The sequence below is a fragment of the Pantoea sp. AS-PWVM4 genome (genome assembly GCF_000468095.1).
In the GTDB taxonomy this organism is placed as follows: domain Bacteria; phylum Pseudomonadota; class Gammaproteobacteria; order Enterobacterales; family Enterobacteriaceae; genus Pantoea; species Pantoea phytobeneficialis.
Map to the genome: position 1 here is coordinate 1 of NZ_ASZC01000002.1, position 20,757 is coordinate 20,757.

The following is a 20,757-nucleotide window of genomic DNA, read 5'->3' on the forward strand; positions in this document are numbered from 1 at the left end:
ACTGCCACTTCGCACTGGAGAAGGCAGAGAATGGCACCATCTCACCGGCGCTGTTACGTACATACCATTTGCTGACGTCATCCGGCAGCATACGTGAATCTGGCTGCCCCATAACGTACACTTTCTTCACGCGACCACGGTCGATGAAGTCGTTGACGTAGGAACCACCCCATGCCGCACCCAGCGTGGTGTTGATGTCAGACAGCGAGACACCCAGCGCCGACGCTTTTTCCTGATCGATAATCAGTTTGTACTGCGGAGTATCTTCCAGGCCGTTAGGACGCACGCCTACCAGCGTATCCGGGTGCTGAGCGATCATACCGAACAGCTGATTACGTGCTTCGGTCAGCTTCTCATGTCCCAGGTTACCCTGATCAATGAGCTGGAAGTCGAAACCGGTGGCGTTACCCAGCTCGATAATCGCCGGCAGGTTGAACGGAATGACCATCGCATCTTTGATGGAACCCAGCGCACGCATCGCACGAGCGGCAAGGGCAGGCACTTTCATGTCGGCACTGCCACGCTCGTCCCACGGCTTGAGGCTGACGAAGGCGATACCGGTGTTCTGTCCACGACCGGCAAAGCCGAAGCCGTTAACGGTAAACACCGAGTTCACGCTGTCTTTCTCTTTAGTCAGGAAGTAATCCGTCACCTGGTCGAGCACTTTCTGCGTACGTTCCTGAGTCGCACCGGCAGGCAATTGTGCCTGAGCCAGCAGCAGCCCCTGATCCTCTTCCGGCAGGAACGAGGTAGGAAGACGCAGGAACAGATACGCCATGCCGACAACGATGATCAGATAAAGTACCAGGTAACGACCGGTGCTGCGTACGATATGACCAACGCTATCAACGTAGTGATGGGTGCTCTTATCGAACAGGCGGTTAAACCAGCCGAAGAAACCGGTGGTTTTGCCGTGGCTGCCTTTCTCTACGGGTTTCAGCATGGTTGCGCACAGCGCAGGCGTCAGAATCAACGCCACCAGCACCGACAGGGCCATCGCTGACACGATGGTGATGGAGAACTGACGATAAATAACCCCGGTAGAGCCACCAAAGAAGGCCATCGGAATAAATACCGCGGAGAGCACCAGCGCAATACCCACCAGCGCGCCCTGAATCTGCTCCATCGATCGTTTCGTAGCTTCCTTGGGCGGCAGCCCCTCCTCAGCCATCACACGCTCAACGTTTTCTACCACCACGATGGCGTCATCCACCAACAGGCCGATGGCGAGCACCATCCCGAACATGGTGAGCGTGTTTATCGAGTAGCCGCAGGCGGCGATAATCGCAAAGGTTCCGAGCAATACGACCGGTACTGCAATGGTCGGGATCAGCGTGGCGCGGAAGTTCTGTAGGAACAGATACATCACCAGGAACACCAGCACGATCGCTTCCATCAGGGTTTTCACCACTTCGAAGATGGAGATTTTAACGAACGGCGTGGTGTCATACGGATAAACCACTTTCAGGCCGGCCGGGAAGAACGGTTGTAGCTTCGCCAGCTCGGCTTTTACCGCATCAGCGGTATCCAGGGCGTTAGCGCCGGTCGCCAGCTTGATACCGATACCGGAAGCGGGTTTACCGTTATAACGGGCGATGATGTCGTAGTTTTCCCCGCCCAGCTCAATCTTCGCCACGTCACGCAGACGCACCTGTGAACCATCGGTGTTGACCTTCAGCAGAATGTTGCCGAACTCGTCGGTCGATGTCAGACGGGTCTGAGCAATGATCGAGGCGTTCAACTGCTGTCCGGGCACCGGAGGTGTACCACCTAACTGACCGGCGGCCACCTGGGTGTTCTGGGTTGTCAGTGCGCTGATCACATCGACCGGTGTCAGCTGGAAGTTGTTGAGTTTGTGCGGATCAAGCCAGATACGCATCGCATACTGCGCACCAAATACCTGAGTATCACCCACCCCAGGGGTACGGCTGATCGGATCTTTGATGTTCGACGCAACGTAGTCCGAGATATCGTTCTGCGTCATGTTCGGATCATCACTGACAAAACCGGCCACCATCAGGAAGCTGCTGGAGGATTTTTTAACCTGAATCCCCTGCGACTGAACTTCCTGGGGCAGCAACGGCATCGCCAGTTGCAGTTTGTTCTGCACCTGAACCTGGGCGATATCCGCATCCGTACCGGACTGGAAAGTCAGGGTCAGGGTCAGCGTACCGGACGAGTCACTGCTCGAGGACATATACATCAGTCCATCGATACCATTCATATTTTGTTCGATGACCTGGGTCACCGAGTCTTGCAGCGTTTTCGCATCAGCACCCGGGTAGGAGGCCTGGATCTCAACTGCCGGCGGCGCAACATTAGGATATTGCTCGATAGGCAGACTGATGATCGATAGCGCACCCGCCAACATAATGATGATGGCGATTACCCACGCAAAAATGGGGCGATCGATAAAAAACTTAGCCATGTATTAACGGCTCCTGTTTATGAAGACGATTTTTCAGACTGTGCCTGAGATGCGGCAGCGGCTTTCGTGTCGTCTGATACTTCTTGTGGTGTTACCTGCGCACCGGGTTTGGCACGTTGCAGACCGACGGTGATCACGCGATCGCCTGCTTTCAATCCTTCGGTCACCAACCATTTATCACCAATCGCCTGGTTGGCTGTCAGGTTGCGCAATTCAACTTTGTTATCGGCTCCGACCACCATGGCTGTCGCTTGACCGGTTGGGGTACGGGTTACTGCCTGCTGAGGCACCAGCAACGCACTCGGATTGGTACCTTCATCCAGACGCGCACGGACAAACATGCCAGGCAACAGGCGGCCATCCGGGTTCGGGAAGATCGCTCGCAGGGTAATCGAGCCGGTGGTTTCGTCGACGGTCACGTCGGAGAACTCCAGCGTACCGGCCTGTGAGTAGGTGCTGCCGTTTTGCATCAACAGAACAACATTGGCTTTGCCGTCGGTCTGTTTCAGCTGACCGGCTTCCAGCTCGGCGCGCAAACGCAGGAAATCATCGCTGGATTGGGTCACGTCAACATACATCGGATCGAGCTGCTGCACGGTAGCCAGCGCGGTAGTCTGCGCACTTGAAACCAGCGCACCTTCCGTCACGGAAGATTTACCAATACGTCCGCTAATCGGGGAGGTCACCTTGGTGTATGCCAGATTAATGCGGGCACTTTCCACGTTCGCCTGTGCGGCCTGTACGGCTGCGGCATTCTGCGCGGCGGTAGCGACGGCGGTGTCATAATCCTGCTGGCTGATGTACTTGGTACCCAGCAGCGGCTTATAGCGTTTAACCGTCAAATCTGCGATGCGCGCATTGGCTTGAGCTTCCGCCAGGGCACCTTTTGCATTGTCATAAGCCGCCTGATAGGTAGCGGGATCGATCTGATACAGGGAAACCCCTGCTTTCACGTCACTGCCTTCAACAAAGTTACGCTTCAGAATGATACCTGAGACCTGAGGGCGAACTTCCGCAACACGGAAAGCCGAAGTACGACCAGGGAGTTCAGTGGTGATTTTCAGTGGCTCGTTTTTTAACGTCACAACACCCACTTCAGGGGGCTGCTGCTGGGCGGCTTGCTGGGATTTATTATCATCACATCCTGTCAATACAAAGCTGCCTGAAAGCATCAGGACGGCCGCCAGAGGGGCTAATCCTCTGTTTTTATTCATAAATAAACCTCGAGTGTCCGATATCAAATGATCAATGGATCACAAACCGTTAAACCCATTGCTGCGTTAAAACACGGGTCGTGCTATGGTACATACATTCACAAATGTATGTAAACTTGCCAGTTTGTAAAAAAAGTCCGCTATGGCACGAAAAACCAAAGCACAAGCACTTGAAACGCGTAATCAAATTCTTGATGCCGCGTTAGCTCACTTCTCAGAACACGGTGTTGCCGCCACATCACTGGCGGATATCGCTGCGGCTGCCGGCGTCACGCGGGGAGCCATCTACTGGCATTTCAAGAATAAAGCCGATCTGTTACATGAAATCTGGTTGCAATGTGACGCTGGGCTTGACGATGTGGAACTTGAGTATCAAACAAAATACCCCGACGATCCACTCTCTGTTATGCGTTCGATGTTGATCTATATCCTTGACGCTACTGCAAAGGATCCCAAAAGACGCGCACTAATGGAGATCATTTTCCATAAATGCGAATTTGTGGGTGAAATGGCAACCTTGCAGAATATGCAGCAAAGCTTACTGTTGGAATGTTACGACAGAATAGAAGAGGTGCTGCGTGCGTGCATTGATGCGGGTCAGTTGCCCGGCAGCCTCAACACCCGTCAGGCAGCGTTGATTATGCGCGCCTACGTTAATGGCATGATGGAAAGTTGGCTGTTTACCCCGGAAAGTTTTGATCTGGCGGCAGAAGCGCCGGGCCTGGTTGAAGCCCTGTTGGATATGTTGCGCTTCAGCCCAACATTATCCAACGGTATTCATTCGTAACGGCACGATTTATCGCGCCGTTACGGGGATTTTTCTGCGGCTTGTTTCTGTTCATAATCGCGTCGGACAATTGCCAACGCGGCCAGCACCGTAGTGGTGGGCACCTGGTTCTCCTCAAGCAGTTGAATCAAATCCACTGCCAGTTTGATTTCGTCTGGTGCCGTTTCCAGTGACATCGTCTCTCCTAAATACGTAATTTCATCACCACCAGCAGCATCACCACAGCGCCAGCCAGTGCCATGCCCAGGGTCGCCACGCTAAGGGTTACCATGTCGCCCGCGTTAAAATAACTGGCGATATAACCGCCGATCAGCGCACCTATCACCGCCAGTATCAGCGTAACGATAAAGCCACCAGGTCGTCCGGGAAATAGCACCCGTTTTAGCCAGCCGGCGGCAAGACCGGTCAAAATCCAGGCGATAAAAGCCATATGCAACTCCTCATCTCAGGAGAGATGAGTATAGAGGAAAGATCACGGCGCTTACCGTGCGGTAAATTGCAGCTCCAGCTTGTGGATGGCCTGGCGACAGCGTCCCAGACGCGCCTGAAGCTGCTCCAGCTCACGAATCAATTGCTGCTGGACGCTCAAGGTTTCGGCATGTTGCAGATGCTGCTCACGTTCGGCGATCATCGCCAGCAACCGCGTCTCATAACCTCGATACTCTTCACGTTTCTGTTGTTTGACATCAGTACGTGGCCGTTCACGCGCTACGCGCAGTTGCTGGCTCAGGCACTCACGTTGTAAAGCAGCTATCTGATCCACGACTTTATCGGCCAGCCACTGCCGACGCGTGGCGTCCTGATCAGCGGCGGTGAGCTGGGCGATATTGTGTTCCAGCTCTTGCAGATAGTCGGCGAGGCGTGTTCCTTTGCAGTGGAACAACTGCGCATCAAAACGCGGCTGCCGGCAGCTCCCATCTGGTTGCTGAGCGATTTGCTGGCGCAGCAGTACCAGCGTGGATTGAAGACGTTGTTGTGGGCGTGGCAAGGGCATCACTCTTTTCCCGACTGTGTTAACGTAGCGCGGTATCGATTTTATCAGGCATCCGTTATGCAACGCATTTTATTACTGAGCCTTGGCTGGCTGGCAATTGTGCTGGGCACGCTGGGGATTGTATTACCTTTATTACCTACCACGCCATTTGTGTTGCTGGCGGCCTGGTGTTTTGCCCGTTCCTCACCGCGTTTCCATCACTGGTTGTTATGGCGTTCACCTTTTGGTCGTTATCTGCGCCACTGGCAGCGCCATCGTGCGATGCCACCTGGAGCAAAAGGTCGTGCCATGCTGCTGATTATCCTTACTTTTGCTGTGTCCATCTGGTTGGTTCATCTGTGGTGGGTGCGCATTATGCTTGGCGTGATGTTGTGCATCTTGCTGCTGTTTATGTGGCGGATTCCGGTGGTGGCAGAAAGTACAGACGAACGTGAAACGTAGCGACAGGGTTGCATTTAGGCGACCATTTGCTTAGATTTGGGCCTCTTCGTGCGTGGCTTCCCTTTGTGAACTGACTTCGCTTAACCCGGTCCTCCGGGTAATGGCGCTATGGGAGCTGCGCGAAATAGAGATTTCACCAGGCGTAACACTATGACCGCAACTGCTCAGCAGCTTGAACTCATTAAAAACAGCATCAAAAGCATTCCTGACTACCCCAAACCGGGCATTCTGTTCCGTGACGTCACCAGTCTGATGGAAGACCCGCAAGCCTATGCGGCGTCGATTGCCATCCTCGTTGAGCGTTATCGTGACAAAGGCATCACCAAAGTGGTGGGGACGGAAGCGCGTGGTTTCCTGTTTGGCGCGCCGGTCGCGCTGGGTTTAGGCGTGGGTTTTGTGCCGGTGCGTAAGCCGGGCAAACTGCCGCGAGCCACCTTTAGCGAAAGCTATGAACTGGAGTACGGTACCGACACACTGGAATTGCATCAGGATGCTATCCAGCCGGGTGACGTGGTGCTGGTGGTAGATGATCTGCTGGCGACCGGTGGCACCATCGAAGCTACCGTGAAACTGATCCGTCGTGCAGGCGGTGAGGTGAAAGATGCTGCTTTCATTATTAACCTGTTTGATCTGAGTGGTGAAGCGCGTCTGAACGCGATGGGCCTCGAGTGCTTCAGCCTGGTTAATTTCCCCGGCCACTAAGGCCAGCGCGCTCCGTTATCCGACGGGGCGCATCTCCGCAAAGTTATAGGCATCTTGGGTGTTGGCTGTTAAACTACTGCCAAAATAAACAGGGTTTGCAAAGCAGCGTTTTTCCCCTTTTGACTGACAGTGGGCCTCGGCTCCTTAGTCGTGCCGCTGTGCCAACTCAACCAAATCCAGTGATCGAATCCACATGAGCTATCAGGTACTTGCGCGAAAATGGCGTCCCCAGGCTTTCGCTGACGTAGTCGGTCAGGAACATGTGCTGACTGCGCTGGCCAACGGGTTGTCACTGGGACGAATCCATCATGCTTATCTCTTTTCCGGCACCCGTGGCGTAGGTAAAACCTCTATTGCGCGTCTGCTGGCAAAGGGCCTCAACTGCGAAACCGGCATCACCTCGACGCCTTGTGGCGTGTGCGATAACTGCCGTGAAATCGAGCAGGGACGTTTTGTCGATCTGATTGAGATCGATGCGGCGTCGCGCACCAAAGTTGAAGACACCCGTGATTTACTCGATAACGTGCAATACGCGCCAGCGCGCGGTCGCTTCAAAGTCTATCTGATTGATGAAGTGCACATGCTGTCACGTCACAGCTTTAACGCGTTGCTGAAAACGCTGGAAGAGCCGCCATCACACGTTAAATTTCTGCTGGCGACCACCGATCCGCAAAAGCTACCGGTCACCATTTTATCCCGTTGCTTGCAGTTCCATCTCAAAGCGTTGGATGTCGAACAGATTCGCCAGCAACTGGAGCATATTTTACAGCAGGAGCAGATCGCCGCCGAACCGCGCGCGTTGCAACTGCTGGCGCGCGCTGCCGAAGGCAGTATGCGTGATGCACTCAGCCTGACCGATCAGGCGATTGCGATGGGGCAGGGTAGCGTGACGCGTGATAGCGTGGCACAGATGCTCGGCACGCTGGACGATGAGCAGCCGTTAGCGTTGATTGAAGCGTTAAGCGAAGGCAACGGTGAACAGGTGATGGCGCTGCTGAACCAGGCGGCGTCACGCGGCGTCGAGTGGGAAGCCTTGCTGGTGGAAATGCTGCGCCTGCTGCACCGTATCGCCATGGTACAACTGTTGCCTGGCTCGCTCAGCGAGGATGAAGTCAACCAGGCGCAACGCCTGCGCGAACTGGCGCGGGTATTGCCGCCAGCCGACGTGCAACTTTATTACCAGACGCTGCTGATGGGGCGTAAAGATCTGCCGCTGGCACCGGATCGCCGTCTGGGTGTGGAAATGACGTTATTACGTGCGCTGGCGTTTCACCCGCAGGCGTTGATTGCCGAACCGGTTGCACGTCCGGTGCTGACGCCGCAGGCGGCTCCGGTTGCTGCACCGTTAGTGGCGGCGCAACCACAAATGGTACCGCCGCAGACTGAAGCGCCGCCGATTCCTGCCGATTATCCTGATATGGCCCCTGCGCCGGAAAATCTGTCGGATGCTACCAGCCAGTTGTTACAGGCCCGTACGCAGTTATTGCGTCAGGGAGCCAGCAAAGCAAAAAAGAGTGAGCCGGCAGCGCGTTCCGCGCGGCCGGCTAATGCGGCACTGGAACGCCTGGCGAATGTCACGGAACGGGTGCAGCAACGAGCAAGTGAACCGGCGGTAAAAGCGGCGGCAAAACCGGAAGCCTATCGCTGGAAAGCGCAAACGCCGACCGAGGTGATCGCTGAGCCGGTCGCGACGCCAAAAGCCTTGCGTTCAGCGCTGGAGCATGAGAAAACCCCTGAGCTGGCGCAACGTCTGGCGGAAGAAGCGCAGCAGCGCGATGCCTGGGCGGCGGAAATCGCCGCTCTGACGTTGCCAAAGCTGGTGCAGCAACTGGCGCTGAACGCCTGGAAAGAGCAGGGCGATAATCAGGTGTGTCTGCATTTGCGCAGCAGCCAGCGTCATCTGAATTCAGGTGGTGCGCGCCAGGCATTGGCCGAGGCACTCAGCCATGCGGCAGGTGAGACGGTTGAACTGACCATTATTGAAGACGATAATTCCGCGGTATTGACGCCACTGGAATGGCGTCAGGCCATTTATGAAGAGAAACTGTCGCAGGCGCGTCAGTCGATCATTAGCGATACCCACATTCAGACCTTGCGTCGTTTCTTTGACGCGGATTTGGATGAAGAGAGTATTCGACCCGTATGAACATGCTGCCGTGCGATGAGCGCGCGACGCAGCCCCAGCAGAGAGAGAAGACTATGTTTGGAAAAGGCGGATTGGGCAACCTGATGAAACAGGCCCAGCAGATGCAGGACAAAATGGCCAAAGTTCAGGAAGAGATCGCCGCGCTGGAAGTCACTGGCGAATCAGGTGCTGGCCTGGTCAAAGTGACCATCAACGGCGCGCATAACTGCCGTCGCGTGGAAGTGGATCCGAGCCTGCTGGAAGATGACAAAGATATGCTGGAAGATCTGATCGCTGCCGCGTTCAATGACGCCGCACGCCGTATCGATGAAACGCAGAAAGAGAAAATGGCTTCTGTGTCTGCCGGTATGCAGCTGCCGCCAGGCTTCAAGATGCCGTTCTGATGCAAACCAGTCCACTGCTTGAATCCTTGATGGAGTCGCTGCGTTGTCTGCCGGGGGTTGGCCCGAAGTCAGCGCAGCGTATGGCCTTTCATCTATTGCAGCGCGATCGCAGCGGTGGCATGCGCCTGGCGCAGGCGTTAACGCGCGCGATGTCGGAAATCGGCCACTGTACCGATTGCCGCACGTTCACCGAGCAGGAGATCTGCACCATCTGCGCCAATCCGCGTCGTCAACAAAACGGCCAGATTTGCGTGGTGGAAAGTCCGGCGGATATCCACGCCATTGAGCAGACCGGCCAGTTCGCAGGTCGCTACTTTGTGCTGATGGGCCACCTATCGCCGCTGGATGGTATCGGCCCGCAGGATATCGGGCTGGATCGTCTGGAGCAGCGCCTGGAGCAGGAAACGTTGCAGGAAGTGATCCTCGCGACCAATCCCACGGTGGAAGGTGAAGCCACGGCCAACTATATCGCCGAGCTATGCAGCCAGTACGGCGTGGATGCCAGCCGCATTGCTCACGGCGTGCCGGTGGGCGGGGAGCTGGAGATGGTCGATGGTACCACGCTGTCGCACTCGCTGGCTGGACGTCACAAGATTAAATTTTAATCACTTGCCGGTATCAATCTTGATACCGGCTTGAAATTCTCCGCACCATCCCCATCTCTTCCTCAACGTTCGATCAACCCGATTCAGTTGAGGTAGCAATGACCATGAAAGGACAAGAGACGCGTGGCTTCCAGTCAGAGGTAAAACAACTTCTGCACCTGATGATCCATTCCCTCTATTCAAATAAAGAGATTTTCCTGCGTGAACTGATCTCCAACGCCTCCGATGCGGCTGACAAACTGCGCTTCCGCGCGCTGTCGTCACCGGATCTGTACGAAGGCGACGGCGACCTGCGCGTGCGGATCTCGGTCAACAAGGAAAATCGTACGCTGACGCTGAGTGATAACGGCATCGGCATGCGTCGTGATGAGGTGATTGAGAACCTCGGCACCATCGCTAAATCAGGCACCAAAGCGTTTCTGGAGTCGATGGGTTCTGACCAGGCAAAAGATAGCCAGCTGATTGGTCAGTTCGGTGTCGGTTTCTACTCGGCATTTATCGTAGCTGATAAAGTCACTGTGCGTACCCGCGCCGCCGGTGCCAGCGCCGAAGAAGGTGTGTTCTGGGAATCGGCCGGTGAGGGCGAATATACCCTGGCTGAGATCGAGAAAGCCGATCGCGGCACCGAGATCACCCTGCATATGCGTGAAGGCGAGGATGAATTCCTTGATGCCTGGCGTGTGCGCAGCATCATCGGCAAATATTCCGATCACATCGCGCTGCCGGTCGAGATCGAAAGCAAAGATGAAGAGAGCGACACCACCAGTTGGGAAAAAATCAACAAAGCCCAGGCACTGTGGACGCGCAACAAAGCTGAGATCAGCGACGAAGAGTACCACGAATTCTATAAACACATCGCCCATGACTTCAGCGAGCCTGCGGCCTGGAGCCACAACCGCGTGGAAGGTAAGCAGGAGTACACCAGCCTGCTGTACATCCCGGCACGCGCCCCGTTTGACATGTGGAACCGCGACCACAAACACGGCCTGAAACTTTACGTCCAGCGCGTGTTTATCATGGACGACGCCGAACAGTTTATGCCGAACTACCTGCGTTTCGTGCGTGGCCTGATTGATTCTAACGACCTGCCGCTTAACGTTTCGCGTGAAATTCTGCAAGACAGCCGCGTGACCCAAAGCCTGCGCGGTGCGCTGACCAAGCGTAGCCTGCAAATGCTGGAAAAACTGGCGAAAGATGACGCGGAAAAATATCAGCAGTTCTGGAAAGAGTTCGGCCTGGTACTGAAAGAAGGCCCAGCCGAAGATCATGCCAACCAGCAGCAGATTGCAAAGCTGTTGCGTTTTGCCACCACGCAAAGCGAAGGTGCCGAGCAGACGATTTCTCTGGACGACTACCTGAGCCGCATGGTGGAAGGTCAGGACAAGATTTACTACATCACCGCTGACAGCTATGCCGCCGCTAAAAGCAGCCCGCATCTGGAGCTGTTCCGCAAAAAAGGCATCGAGGTGTTGTTGCTGTCCGATCGTATCGACGAATGGATGATGAGCTACCTCACCGAGTCTGACGGTAAAACCTTCCAGTCGGTGAGCAAAGCGGATGAGTCGCTGAGCAAACTGGCCGACGAAGAAACCGAAGAACAGAAAGAAGCGGAAAAAGCGCTGGAGCCGTTCGTTGATCGCGTGAAAACCCTGCTGGGCGAGCGTGTCAAAGAGGTGCGTTTAACCCATCGTCTGACGGATACGCCGGCGATTGTCACCACCGATGCCAACGAAATGAGCACCCAGATGGCGAAATTGTTCGCGGCGGCGGGCCAGGAAGTGCCGGATGTGAAATACATCTTTGAACTGAACCCGGATCATACGCTGGTGAAACGTGTGGCGGATACCCAGGATGAAAGCCGCTTTGGCGAATGGGTGGAACTGCTGCTCGACCAGGCGCTGCTGGCTGAGCGCGGTACGCTGGACGATCCGAACCAGTTTATTCGTCGTATGAATCAGTTGTTAACTGCCTAAACAGCACTAGGGCGACCAGCAGGTCGCCCTTTTTTTCCCACATCAGCGCAAGTTTAGCGCTGCCTCGTTTGCCCAAACTTAAAGTTTGATCTTCATACCGCGTGATAACGCTTGTTTCTTCTCGCGAAGTCTTGCTTTCGTTGGTAAATACACGCCGTGATAATATCGATAGATTTCACTGCTGATGGAAAAGACTAATTCATCCCAATATTCTGATTGATAGAACAGCTCAGACAGAGCAATGTTGTACTGATCCTTATTGGGATCGTCAGCAGGTGTTTTCTCATGCAGTGTTGTTCGGTATTGATGGAGATTATCGGGATGGATGCTTTCTTCAAGAATGTTATTGATGACAGTGTCGGTATGTAGTCCGATATCTCTGGGTTTTCCGGACATAACGGTAAGCGTGTGAAGTGATGTCTGTATGTCTGGTATAGTACTGGCAACAATCTCGTTGCTAAACCCATTGGCGAATTTTGTGATTTCATAGAGCGCATCATCGTACTTAAGCGACTGGAATATGTATTCAGCAAGTTCTTCGTCGTTCTTGTTTGCGAGTGAAATAAAACCCGTCTTTTCGAACCGCTCGGTCATAATCTTTCGGCGAAACCAATCTTCATCAATATGAAATAAGAAAAAGAGGACGTTGTCATACTCAATGCCCGTGTTCAGTTTATCGGAAAAATAGTCATAATATTTATCTTTATAATCTTCAGGCAATTTTGTGACAGCATAAGCGGCATGGTATTCTTGCAATGATTTGTGCAAAAAGACATAGCGATTAAAACCATCGGGTTGTATCAGGCAGGTGATGCTAATGATGTCATGCAAAAAGTTATCGCGCTCTTGCTCATCAAGAGCGGCGGTATCCAGCGCCCGGGCAGCGTAAGCGTGGAGGTTTTCCTCGTTGAACTCATAGACTTCATCTTCCATGGCAAATAAACACATCGCTGAAAAACACCATTGAATTTCGTCTGTTTGTAATTTACAGCGGCGTTGCCTGGACCAGGCCTTGATACGGTCATGCTTGTGATACAAGGTGGAAAACAACAGGCGATAAAAATCCACGGCAGTTCGCGGTAGTTCATCCCAGTCATGATAGCAGGCATGTAACAGGGTCAACAGGATAGGACTCACCAGCGTATTCGCTAACCCAGAATTCGTTCTCAGAAGCTGGGATAATTCGTTGAAATCATCGGGCGTGGCGAGTTTTTTAAGTATGCCGTATCTGTCCTTATCCGTAAGTGATTTGACAAAAACATTGGTGATGCCAGCTTCACTGCATATCTCAGTATCGGGGCGACTGGTGACAATGACAGGGCAGCGATATTTTTTATTAATTTCAAAAATAGAACGGATAAAAGCAGAACGCAGGTTATCTTTAATTTCATCAAAGCCGTCCAGTAAAATGATGATTTTTCCTGACGACAAGAGTTGCTCTAAAGCATCCTGGTTAAGATCGAATCCTAATATGTTTAATTGCGCGTGAAGATATTCGAAGACGTTGCCGTCCTCAATACGGCGTAATTCCAGGAAGAAAGGCAATCGACGATGCTTTCTGATCTCTTCAAGAAACAGTTTACGCAGAATGGTACTTTTGCCTTGTCCGGCAATCCCAATGATGTTGACGATGTTCTGGGAGATTATCTGTGCGCCATCACTGACAATCAGTTCGGTCTTTTCCGGCCTGTTTTCAATGGTGAGCGGATAATAAATATCTTCAAGCAAAACGTCATAATCGGGATTATGCAGAGTGCGCATACGCAGAGCAGCATAAGCATGCTTTTCCAGATAGGCCTGCTGAATGTGGGGTGATTGCATTTGGCTGAGAAGTTTTTTGCCTGCTTTTCGGGTTGGGATCCAGTCAACCTTCAGCAACTTTTCAACCATGACTTTTGTCGCTTCACCAATACCACTATTCAGTAGTTGGGCAATAAGTGCATCCATAACGTATCCTCATACCATTCACGTTTTACGTTTATGTAATAAGTATCTTATTGGCAATAGTGATCAGTGGTGCGCTTCATCCCTCAACCAATCACGAAACAAGGTAATCTCTGCATCATGCTGACGTGACGCCTTGGTCATCATCCAGGTGGCGCGATCCACCCGCACAAAACCAAGTGGCGCGATCAGTGTGCCGTCGTGTAATTCTTGCCGCACCAGCAAACGCGGTGCCATGATCACGCCCAGGCCATTTCTGGCTGCCTGAATGCCCAACGTCAAATTATCAAAATGTTTTCCCACCCAGAAATTCCCTCGCGTACCGCTGGTTTTTGCCCACTCCGCCCAGGCGTGAAGTCGGGTATCAGCATGCAGAAGGGGTAAGGCGGCGAGATCCTGCTCACTCTGGAAGCGTGCGGCAAATTGGGGGGCACAGAGCGGGCCGATGTAATCATCGCTAATCAGGGTGGCATCAATGTCTTCATCAGGTGTTTGTTCGTAACTGTGAATCAGAACATCGGTATGTTCACTGCGTAACTGGTCAATCTCTACCAGTTGCTGGAACTGGATCTCAATATCAGGATAGCGCAGATAAAAAGTGCCGATGCGCGGGATCAACCATTGGGAAAGAAAACTCGGCGCGCAGGAGACGCTAAGATGGTGACGCATGCCGGTGCGGATACTTTCACAGGTCGTGGAAAGTTCGCTGAAGGCCTTCTGACAACTGACCAGTAATCGCTCACCATGTGAGGTTAATTTGACACGTCCATTTGTACGGACAAACAGAGGCTTACCCATCCAGCTTTCCAGCTGTCGGACCTGATGGCTGATGGCGCTATGGGTCACATGCAGACGTTCTGCGGCTACGCTAAAACTGCTGTGCAGTGCCGCCTGGTGGAAATAATGCAGTGCACGTAACGAAGGTAGCCCGGTCATACTCATCCCCTGTGTAAAAACCTAACAGGGATTGTCAGTTTATATCATTTTAAAGTCCAGCCGCATTCCCCTAACCTTTCCCCCTGATTCTGGCGGGTTGACTGGCAGGCGTCTCTGTGTTTCGCCGGTAATTTCTGCCACGGATCCGAGCCTCATCCGCCATCACACAGCACAATAAACAGAGAAAAATCACGCGATGGCTTCACAGAATGCTTCTGCCAGGGCGGCGGCGCGCGATCAGCTTCGCGGCCAGCTTTCCCGCCATTATCGGCTTGAACAGTATGATCTCTTCTTTGCACCTTCATTGCATATTGCGCGGGTGCTGCTTTCCCAACTGTTTTTACGCCAGGAGCAGGCGCGTAACCAAACCCGCTATGCGTCGCATTATCCTGTCAGTGAATTAAGTATCCTGGCAGCAGTGCCGGTGATGGCGGGGAATATTGCTCTGGTTGAACATATTGACCTGTTTCAGGGGCGGGTACGCGCGCTGGCTGAATGCCAGAGCCAGGGCGTCACCGATGCATCTGAGTCTTTCGCCACGCTGTTGCACCGACGGCTGATAAGCGAGGCGCGACTGTTTGTCACACGGCTCGATCGTCACGCGGCGCTGGGAACGGATTTAGTGTTGATCGCCTTACGTACCCATGATTTCAGCACCCTGGTGCGGAGTGAGTTGCGCCTGTTTGAACAGGGGCTGGCGCTGGGTGATGCGCCGGAGCAGGCGTTGGCACAGATGGCGGCTGCGCAATGGCGACCTTATAATATCGCCAGCGTTGATACCATCACGCTGGAAGCGCCATTTTCGCTGCAATCTTTGCAACAGCCGGGTCTGTCATTCGCGGTGCTGCCGATTATGCCGGGTAAGCTGCCAAACTCGCCGCAGCCTGATTTGCATCAGTGGCCCGAGCGTGGGCGCGTCCTTCTTCGTGCCAATGTGCGTGGCAGCGCCAACAAAAGTCAGAATATGACAATGAAACTGACGAAGCGCCTGCGCGAGCTGTTAAATAGCGGTCGCAATTCTGAAAATGCGGAAAAATCCCGCGTCGGGCTGGTATCGGTGGCAAAAGGCAGTAAAGTAGGACATTAGCCGTTACCGCGCCCCTTTCCTTGTGGTGGGCGGGGCATAGTGGTATGGTCTTCGCCTTCTCAGATTGATCAATGCGATTCGCAAGGGGAATTACGCAATGCGTATTATTCTGCTCGGGGCACCGGGCGCAGGTAAAGGCACTCAGGCTCAATTCATCATGGAGAAATACGGTATTCCGCAAATCTCCACAGGTGACATGCTGCGTGCGGCAGTGAAAGCGGGCACTGAGCTGGGCCAGCAGGCGAAAGCCATTATGGATGCCGGTAAACTGGTGACTGACGAGCTGGTAATTGCGCTGGTTAAAGAGCGTATTACTCAGGAAGACTGCAAAAACGGTTTTCTGCTTGACGGCTTCCCGCGCACCATTCCGCAGGCTGATGCCATGAAAGAAGCCGGTATCAGCGTCGATTTCGTGCTGGAGTTTGCCGTACCGGATGAACTGATTGTGGATCGTATTGTAGGTCGTCGCGTGCATGCGGCGTCGGGTCGCGTTTATCACGTTAAGTACAATCCGCCGAAAGTGGAAGGTAAAGACGACGTGACCGGCGAAGAGCTGACAACACGTAAAGATGACCAGGAAGAAACGGTGCGTAAGCGTCTGGTGGAATACCATCAGCTGACTGCGCCGCTGATTGCTTACTACAGCAAAGAAGCGGAAGCCGGTAACACCCAATACCACAAAATCGACGGCACCCGTCAGGTTGCTGAAGTGAGTGCACAGCTGGCCGCGATTCTCGGCTAAGCCAGTTAAGGGCCGGTTTATCGGCCCTTTTGCAGCAATTGCTTTTCCCTCCCGCTTTTTCCGCTACAATTTCCCACGATTTTGACCCATTCGTTTCGACAGCAAGGAAATACAATGAGGCAAGAAAAGCCCGGGGTTTTACTGGTTAATTTAGGCACGCCAGACGCACCCACTACACCAGCGGTTAAACGTTATCTGAAACAATTCCTCGGTGACCCGCGCGTGGTGGATACGCCGCGCTGGTTGTGGTGGCCGATTCTCAACTTTATTATCCTGCCGTTCCGTTCGCCGCGCGTATCGAAGCTTTATGCATCGGTCTGGATGGATGAAGGTTCGCCGCTGATGGTGTTCAGCAAGCGGCAGCGTGATGCGCTGGCGCAGCAAATCGATATGCCAGTGGAGCTGGGCATGAGCTACGGCCAGCCGAGCCTTGAAGGTGCGGTTGAGCGTCTGCTGGCACAGGGCGTCACTAAATTGATCGTGTTGCCGCTCTACCCGCAATTCTCCTGCTCCACAGTTGCGGCCGTATGGGATGGCCTGGCTGCCAGCTTCAAACCGCTGCGTTCCCTGCCAGAAGTGGCTTTTATTCGTGATTACGCTGAACATCCGGCATATATCGCGGCGCTGAAAGCCTCCGTCGAGCGTTCCTTCGCCCAGCATGGCGAGCCGGACCTGTTGGTGCTGTCCTATCACGGCATCCCACAGCGCTTCGCCGACGAGGGCGATGACTATCCGCAACGCTGCAAAGATACTACTGATGCGCTGGCCGCCGCGCTCGGCATCGCGCCAAACAAGATCATGATGACATTCCAGTCGCGCTTTGGCCGTGAGCCCTGGTTGACGCCTTACACCGACGAAACCATGCAAGGTCTGCCCGCTAAAGGTATCAAGCATGTGCAGGTGATGAGTCCCGGCTTTGCCGCAGACTGCCTTGAAACGCTGGAGGAGATTAGCGAGCAGAACCGTGAATTCTTCCTGCATGCGGGTGGTGAGAAGTTTGAGTATATCCCTGCGTTGAACGCCGATGATGAGCACATTGCCATGATGGTGCAGCTGGTCAACGCGCGCCGTTAAGGGAGTGGCAGAGAATGTGTTATCATTCTCTGCCTGATTTTCCAGACGGCATCCCCCATGAAATTTCCCGGCAAACGCAAATCCAAACACTATTTCCCCGTTAGCGCGCGCGATCCGCTGTTGCAGGCTACGCAACAAGAGCAGGAGGAGGGCAGCTGGGTCGTCGGTATTGATCAGACGCTGGTAGATATTGAAGCCAAAGTTGATGATGGCTTCCTGCAACGTTATGGCCTGAGTGCGGGTCATTCGCTGGTGATTGATGATGCCACGGCGGAAGCGTTATACCACGAGCTGATGCGTGACGAGTTAATTAGCCACCAGTTTGCCGGTGGCACCATTGGCAACACTTTGCATAACTACTCGGTGCTGGCCGATGACCGTTCGGTGTTGCTGGGCGTGATGTGCAACAGCATCCAGATCGGTAGCTACGCTTATCGTTACCTGTGCAACACCTCCAGCCGGATGGATCTCAACTATTTGCAAGGTGTTGATGGCGCGATTGGTCGTTGTTTCACCCTGATTGGTGAGCAGGGCGAGCGTACCTTTGCCATCAGCCCCGGTCTGATGAACCAGTTAAAGGCCGACAGCATTCCCGAAGAGGTGATCGCGGGCGCGTCAGCGCTGGTGTTGACCTCCTATCTGGTGCGTTGTCAGCCCGGAGAACCGATGCCGGAAGCGACGCTGCGTGCGATTGCGTTCGCCAAAAAACATAACGTACCGGTGGTGTTAACGCTGGGTACCAAATACGTCATTCAGGACAACCCACAGTTCTGGCGCGATTTTCTGCGCGAACATGTCTCCATCGTCGCGATGAATGAAGAGGAAGCCCTGGCCCTGACCGGAGAGGCCGATCCGCTGCTGGCGGCCAATATGGCGTTGGATTGGGTCGATTTGGTGCTCTGCACCGCCGGGCCAACCGGGTTATATATGGCGGGCTTTACCGAAGAAGAATTTAAGCGCAAAACCAACCATCCGTTGCTGCCAGGCGCGATTGCTGAATTTAACCAATATGAGTTCAGCCGTGCCATGCGCCAGCGGGATTGCCAGCAGCCATTGCGCATCTTCTCGCATATCGCGCCTTATATGGGCGGTCCGGAGAAGATTATGAACACCAATGGCGCGGGGGATGCGGCTTTAGCAGCGCTACTGCACGATATCACCGCCAATAATTTCCACCGCCAGAAAGTGCCGAACTCCAGCAAACATGCGCGCGAGTATCTGACGTATTCATCACTGGCGCAGGTGTGTAAATATGCCAACCGCGTCAGCTACCAGGTGCTGAATCAGCATTCCCCACGTCTGACGCGAGGTTTACCGGAGCGTGAGGATAGCCTCGAAGAGTCGTACTGGGACAGATAAAACATCACTCGTAGCGGCGCGATTTATCGCGCCTTTGACTTTGCTTCAGCGGTCAAAAAGCGCGATAAATCGCGCCGCTACGGCGTTAAATCAAATCGGACACTCACGCACAATCGGCCTTTGCGCAATCTCTTCTTCCAGCATATGCAGCATGCTGTTAGCGATCTCTCGTTCCCCCATCACCACGCGATTGGCACCACGTTCGAGGATGTATTCCACTTCGTCGTCATAATGGGCGCGGGCGATTATCTCGATATTGTCGCGCTTCGCGCGCGCCGCCGTGACAACCTCACCGGCTTCATAACCATTGGGAATGGTCAGCAGTAGCCAGCGGGCGCAGTCGAGGCGCGCCAGCTCCATGATGTCGCTGCTGGCGGCATTGCCCAGCACCGCTTTGATGCCTTGCTCGCGCAGCGCTTCAACGCGTGGTCGTGAGTTTTCCACCACCACTAACGGCACATCCGCTTCCAGCAGCTTCTGTCCCAGCAGGCTACCGACGCGGCCATAGCCGACAATCACCGCATGGTCACAGATATCCACCGGAATTTGCTTCTCCTCCTCGATAGGATCGATCAGCGTCTGCTCTTCCATCGTCTCGGTTTTGTCGAGATAACGTTCCAACACAGTAAAGAGAATCGGGTTCAGCATAATCGACAGGATGGCTGCGGCCAGCACCAGATTGCGCCCCTCCTGGCTCAGTAACCCCAGCGAAATGCCAAGACCGGCCAGAATGAAGGCAAACTCGCCAATCTGCGCCAGGCTAACGGAGATCGTCAGGGCTGTGCGGCGTGAGTGGCCCAGCAACGTGACCAGCAGCCAGGCAGCGACCGATTTGCCCACCACGATAATCACCAGCGCCCCCAGTACCGCCAACGGCTGGTTGACCAGAATCATCGGGTCGAACAACATGCCAACAGAAACGAAGAACAGCACGGCAAACGCATCACGTAGCGGCAGCGTGTCGTGTGCTGCTCGGTGGCTTAATTCAGATTCGTTCAGCACCATGCCTGCGAAGAAAGCGCCGAGGGCAAAGGAGACATCGAAGAATTCTACTGCACCAAACGCAATGCCCAGCGCCAGTGCCAGCACCGCCAGGGTGAACAGCTCGCGTGAACCGGTGGCAGCACTTTTCGCCAGAATCCAGGGGATGACGCGGCGGCCCACCACCATCATCAGCACCATAAAGGTGACCACTTTACCGATGGTCAGCAGCAGGTCCCACGCCAACAGGGTTGGGCTGGCGTTACCCTGTTCCAGCATGCCAGCGATGGCAGGCAGCAGCACCAGCGTCAGCACCATGACCAGGTCTTCGACAATCAGCCAGCCGATGGCAATTTGCCCGCGCTGGCTGTCAATCAGTTGACGCTCCTCCAGCGCGCGCAGTAACACCACGGTACTGGCGGTGGAGAGACACAAGCCAAACACCAGCCCGGTCATCATTGACCAGCCCAGCGCCCACGACAGCCCCATTCCCAGCAAGGTTGCCACGGCGATTTGCGCCACTGCACCGGGAATGGCGACCGACTTTACCGACATCAAATCTTTCAGCGAAAAGTGCAGCCCCACACCAAACATCAGCAGGATCACCCCCAGTTCAGCTAATTCAGGGGCCAGATTGGTATCGGCGACAAAACCTGGGGTAAAGGGACCGGCCAGCACACCGGCCAGCAAGTATCCGACCAGCGGCGAAATTCGCAGGCGATGTGCCAACATACCAAGGAGAAAGGCCAGGACCAGTGCCCCGACGATGGTGGTGATCAACGGTGTGGTGTGATGCATGCCTGTCTCCTTGTGTGCAAATGTATCCGCTTGTAACAACCTAGTTTACTGCACAATCGCTAACCGCGTTTAAACATTTGAGCGGGATAAGCAGAAAAAAATGAAAAAATAAGAGAAAAATGCAACCGAAGTGTCATTTTCTTCAGTTATCTCACAATATCGG

The 20,757-nt window shown here is 54.1% G+C and carries 19 protein-coding genes and 1 other annotated feature; of the genes, 11 read left to right on the plus strand and 8 right to left on the minus strand.

The annotated features are described in order from the left end of the window. Both L579_RS00120 and L579_RS00125 read right to left on the minus strand, forming a co-directional pair. Nucleotides 1–2,428: efflux RND transporter permease subunit (locus tag L579_RS00120; RefSeq protein ID WP_036624366.1), on the minus strand; the 2,428-nt coding region annotated here is incomplete at its 3' end. A gap of 17 nt (nucleotides 2,429–2,445) precedes the next feature. Continuing rightward, nucleotides 2,446–3,642: an efflux RND transporter periplasmic adaptor subunit gene (locus L579_RS00125; protein WP_021182282.1), complete on the minus strand. Its 1,197-nt coding sequence runs from the start codon at nucleotides 3,640–3,642 to the stop codon at nucleotides 2,446–2,448. Nucleotides 3,643–3,784: 142 nt separating this feature from the next. Between L579_RS00125 and acrR the strand changes: the two genes are divergently transcribed. After that, the gene (gene acrR, locus L579_RS00130; RefSeq protein WP_021182283.1) at nucleotides 3,785–4,429 is read left to right on the plus strand and encodes a multidrug efflux transporter transcriptional repressor AcrR; all 645 of its coding nucleotides are present in this window, start codon (nucleotides 3,785–3,787) and stop codon (nucleotides 4,427–4,429) included. A 20-nt stretch (nucleotides 4,430–4,449) separates the two neighbouring features. Here acrR and rsmS read toward each other — a convergent pair whose 3' ends face one another. The 3 genes from rsmS to priC are packed head-to-tail and all read right to left on the minus strand — an operon-like array spanning nucleotide 4,450 to nucleotide 5,423. Next, a complete protein-coding gene (rsmS, locus tag L579_RS23060) occupies nucleotides 4,450–4,605 on the minus strand; it encodes a pleiotropic regulatory protein RsmS (protein ID WP_021182284.1) in 156 nt (51 codons plus the stop codon). 8 nt (nucleotides 4,606–4,613) lie between these two features. Further along, nucleotides 4,614–4,859 (minus strand): GlsB/YeaQ/YmgE family stress response membrane protein, encoded by a 246-nt coding sequence (locus tag L579_RS00135; protein ID WP_021182285.1) that lies wholly within the window; start codon nucleotides 4,857–4,859, stop codon nucleotides 4,614–4,616. 51 nt (nucleotides 4,860–4,910) lie between these two features. Continuing rightward, nucleotides 4,911–5,423, minus strand: a complete 513-nt coding sequence (gene priC, locus L579_RS00140) for a primosomal replication protein PriC (RefSeq protein ID WP_021182286.1) — start codon at nucleotides 5,421–5,423, stop codon at nucleotides 4,911–4,913. Between the two features lie 57 nt (nucleotides 5,424–5,480). Here priC and L579_RS00145 point away from each other — a divergent pair, with 57 nt between their 5' ends. From L579_RS00145 to htpG, 6 genes are all read left to right on the plus strand, one after another. Then, nucleotides 5,481–5,864, plus strand: a complete 384-nt coding sequence (locus L579_RS00145; protein ID WP_021182287.1) for a DUF454 family protein — start codon at nucleotides 5,481–5,483, stop codon at nucleotides 5,862–5,864. Nucleotides 5,865–6,014: 150 nt separating this feature from the next. Continuing rightward, nucleotides 6,015–6,566, plus strand: a complete 552-nt coding sequence (gene apt / locus L579_RS00150) for an adenine phosphoribosyltransferase (RefSeq protein WP_021182288.1) — start codon at nucleotides 6,015–6,017, stop codon at nucleotides 6,564–6,566. A 193-nt stretch (nucleotides 6,567–6,759) separates the two neighbouring features. Continuing rightward, complete coding sequence (dnaX, locus tag L579_RS00155; protein WP_021182289.1) at nucleotides 6,760–8,712, plus strand: DNA polymerase III subunit gamma/tau; 1,953 nt, start codon at nucleotides 6,760–6,762, stop codon at nucleotides 8,710–8,712. Then, nucleotides 8,054–8,115: a sequence feature (DnaX frameshifting element), on the plus strand. Its footprint overlaps the gene before it by 62 nt. A gap of 53 nt (nucleotides 8,713–8,765) precedes the next feature. Then, complete coding sequence (locus L579_RS00160) at nucleotides 8,766–9,095, plus strand: YbaB/EbfC family nucleoid-associated protein (protein WP_021182290.1); 330 nt, start codon at nucleotides 8,766–8,768, stop codon at nucleotides 9,093–9,095. Continuing rightward, nucleotides 9,095–9,700 (plus strand): recombination mediator RecR, encoded by a 606-nt coding sequence (recR, locus tag L579_RS00165; protein WP_021182291.1) that lies wholly within the window; start codon nucleotides 9,095–9,097, stop codon nucleotides 9,698–9,700. The genes L579_RS00160 and recR overlap by 1 nt, the downstream gene beginning before the upstream one ends. 98 nt (nucleotides 9,701–9,798) lie before the next feature. Further along, nucleotides 9,799–11,673 carry a molecular chaperone HtpG gene (gene htpG, locus L579_RS00170; protein ID WP_021182292.1) on the plus strand — a complete coding sequence of 625 codons (1,875 nt, stop codon included), beginning with the start codon at nucleotides 9,799–9,801 and terminating at the stop codon, nucleotides 11,671–11,673. Between the two features lie 78 nt (nucleotides 11,674–11,751). On the opposite strand, the gene L579_RS00175 is transcribed toward htpG, so the two are convergent. Continuing rightward, a complete protein-coding gene (locus tag L579_RS00175; RefSeq protein WP_021182293.1) occupies nucleotides 11,752–13,620 on the minus strand; it encodes an NACHT domain-containing protein in 1,869 nt (622 codons plus the stop codon). 63 nt (nucleotides 13,621–13,683) lie between these two features. Further along, complete coding sequence (locus L579_RS00180; RefSeq protein ID WP_021182294.1) at nucleotides 13,684–14,553, minus strand: LysR substrate-binding domain-containing protein; 870 nt, start codon at nucleotides 14,551–14,553, stop codon at nucleotides 13,684–13,686. 196 nt (nucleotides 14,554–14,749) lie between these two features. On the opposite strand from L579_RS00180, the gene L579_RS00185 reads away from it, so the two are divergent. The 4 genes from L579_RS00185 (at nucleotide 14,750) to L579_RS00200 (ending at nucleotide 18,815) form a co-directional block, all read left to right on the plus strand. Then, nucleotides 14,750–15,640 (plus strand): DUF6024 family protein, encoded by an 891-nt coding sequence (locus L579_RS00185; RefSeq protein ID WP_021182295.1) that lies wholly within the window; start codon nucleotides 14,750–14,752, stop codon nucleotides 15,638–15,640. 97 nt (nucleotides 15,641–15,737) lie between these two features. Further along, the gene (adk, locus tag L579_RS00190; RefSeq protein WP_021182296.1) at nucleotides 15,738–16,382 is read left to right on the plus strand and encodes an adenylate kinase; all 645 of its coding nucleotides are present in this window, start codon (nucleotides 15,738–15,740) and stop codon (nucleotides 16,380–16,382) included. A 114-nt stretch (nucleotides 16,383–16,496) separates the two neighbouring features. Beyond that, nucleotides 16,497–17,456, plus strand: a complete 960-nt coding sequence (gene hemH, locus L579_RS00195; RefSeq protein WP_021182297.1) for a ferrochelatase — start codon at nucleotides 16,497–16,499, stop codon at nucleotides 17,454–17,456. Nucleotides 17,457–17,513: 57 nt separating this feature from the next. After that, on the plus strand, nucleotides 17,514–18,815 hold the full coding sequence (locus tag L579_RS00200) for an inosine/guanosine kinase (protein WP_021182298.1): 1,302 nt from the start codon (nucleotides 17,514–17,516) through the stop codon (nucleotides 18,813–18,815). A 90-nt stretch (nucleotides 18,816–18,905) separates the two neighbouring features. Here the strand turns inward: L579_RS00200 and ybaL are convergent, their stop codons facing one another. After that, on the minus strand, nucleotides 18,906–20,594 hold the full coding sequence (gene ybaL, locus L579_RS00205) for a YbaL family putative K(+) efflux transporter (protein ID WP_021182299.1): 1,689 nt from the start codon (nucleotides 20,592–20,594) through the stop codon (nucleotides 18,906–18,908). Between the last annotated feature and the right edge of the window lie 163 nt (nucleotides 20,595–20,757).

What these genes read in the sequence shown, in the direction of transcription:
- L579_RS00125 (WP_021182282.1), bottom strand. Translation starts at nt 3,642, where the DNA reads ATGAATAAAAACAGAGGATTAGCCCCTCTGGCGGCCGTCCTGATGCTT.
- acrR (WP_021182283.1), top strand. Translation starts at nt 3,785, where the DNA reads ATGGCACGAAAAACCAAAGCACAAGCACTTGAAACGCGTAATCAAATT.
- rsmS (WP_021182284.1), bottom strand. Translation starts at nt 4,605, where the DNA reads ATGTCACTGGAAACGGCACCAGACGAAATCAAACTGGCAGTGGATTTG.
- L579_RS00135 (WP_021182285.1), bottom strand. Translation starts at nt 4,859, where the DNA reads ATGGCTTTTATCGCCTGGATTTTGACCGGTCTTGCCGCCGGCTGGCTA.
- priC (WP_021182286.1), bottom strand. Translation starts at nt 5,423, where the DNA reads ATGCCCTTGCCACGCCCACAACAACGTCTTCAATCCACGCTGGTACTG.
- L579_RS00145 (WP_021182287.1), top strand. Translation starts at nt 5,481, where the DNA reads ATGCAACGCATTTTATTACTGAGCCTTGGCTGGCTGGCAATTGTGCTG.
- apt (WP_021182288.1), top strand. Translation starts at nt 6,015, where the DNA reads ATGACCGCAACTGCTCAGCAGCTTGAACTCATTAAAAACAGCATCAAA.
- dnaX (WP_021182289.1), top strand. Translation starts at nt 6,760, where the DNA reads ATGAGCTATCAGGTACTTGCGCGAAAATGGCGTCCCCAGGCTTTCGCT.
- L579_RS00160 (WP_021182290.1), top strand. Translation starts at nt 8,766, where the DNA reads ATGTTTGGAAAAGGCGGATTGGGCAACCTGATGAAACAGGCCCAGCAG.
- recR (WP_021182291.1), top strand. Translation starts at nt 9,095, where the DNA reads ATGCAAACCAGTCCACTGCTTGAATCCTTGATGGAGTCGCTGCGTTGT.
- htpG (WP_021182292.1), top strand. Translation starts at nt 9,799, where the DNA reads ATGACCATGAAAGGACAAGAGACGCGTGGCTTCCAGTCAGAGGTAAAA.
- L579_RS00175 (WP_021182293.1), bottom strand. Translation starts at nt 13,620, where the DNA reads ATGGATGCACTTATTGCCCAACTACTGAATAGTGGTATTGGTGAAGCG.
- L579_RS00180 (WP_021182294.1), bottom strand. Translation starts at nt 14,553, where the DNA reads ATGACCGGGCTACCTTCGTTACGTGCACTGCATTATTTCCACCAGGCG.
- L579_RS00185 (WP_021182295.1), top strand. Translation starts at nt 14,750, where the DNA reads ATGGCTTCACAGAATGCTTCTGCCAGGGCGGCGGCGCGCGATCAGCTT.
- adk (WP_021182296.1), top strand. Translation starts at nt 15,738, where the DNA reads ATGCGTATTATTCTGCTCGGGGCACCGGGCGCAGGTAAAGGCACTCAG.
- hemH (WP_021182297.1), top strand. Translation starts at nt 16,497, where the DNA reads ATGAGGCAAGAAAAGCCCGGGGTTTTACTGGTTAATTTAGGCACGCCA.
- L579_RS00200 (WP_021182298.1), top strand. Translation starts at nt 17,514, where the DNA reads ATGAAATTTCCCGGCAAACGCAAATCCAAACACTATTTCCCCGTTAGC.
- ybaL (WP_021182299.1), bottom strand. Translation starts at nt 20,594, where the DNA reads ATGCATCACACCACACCGTTGATCACCACCATCGTCGGGGCACTGGTC.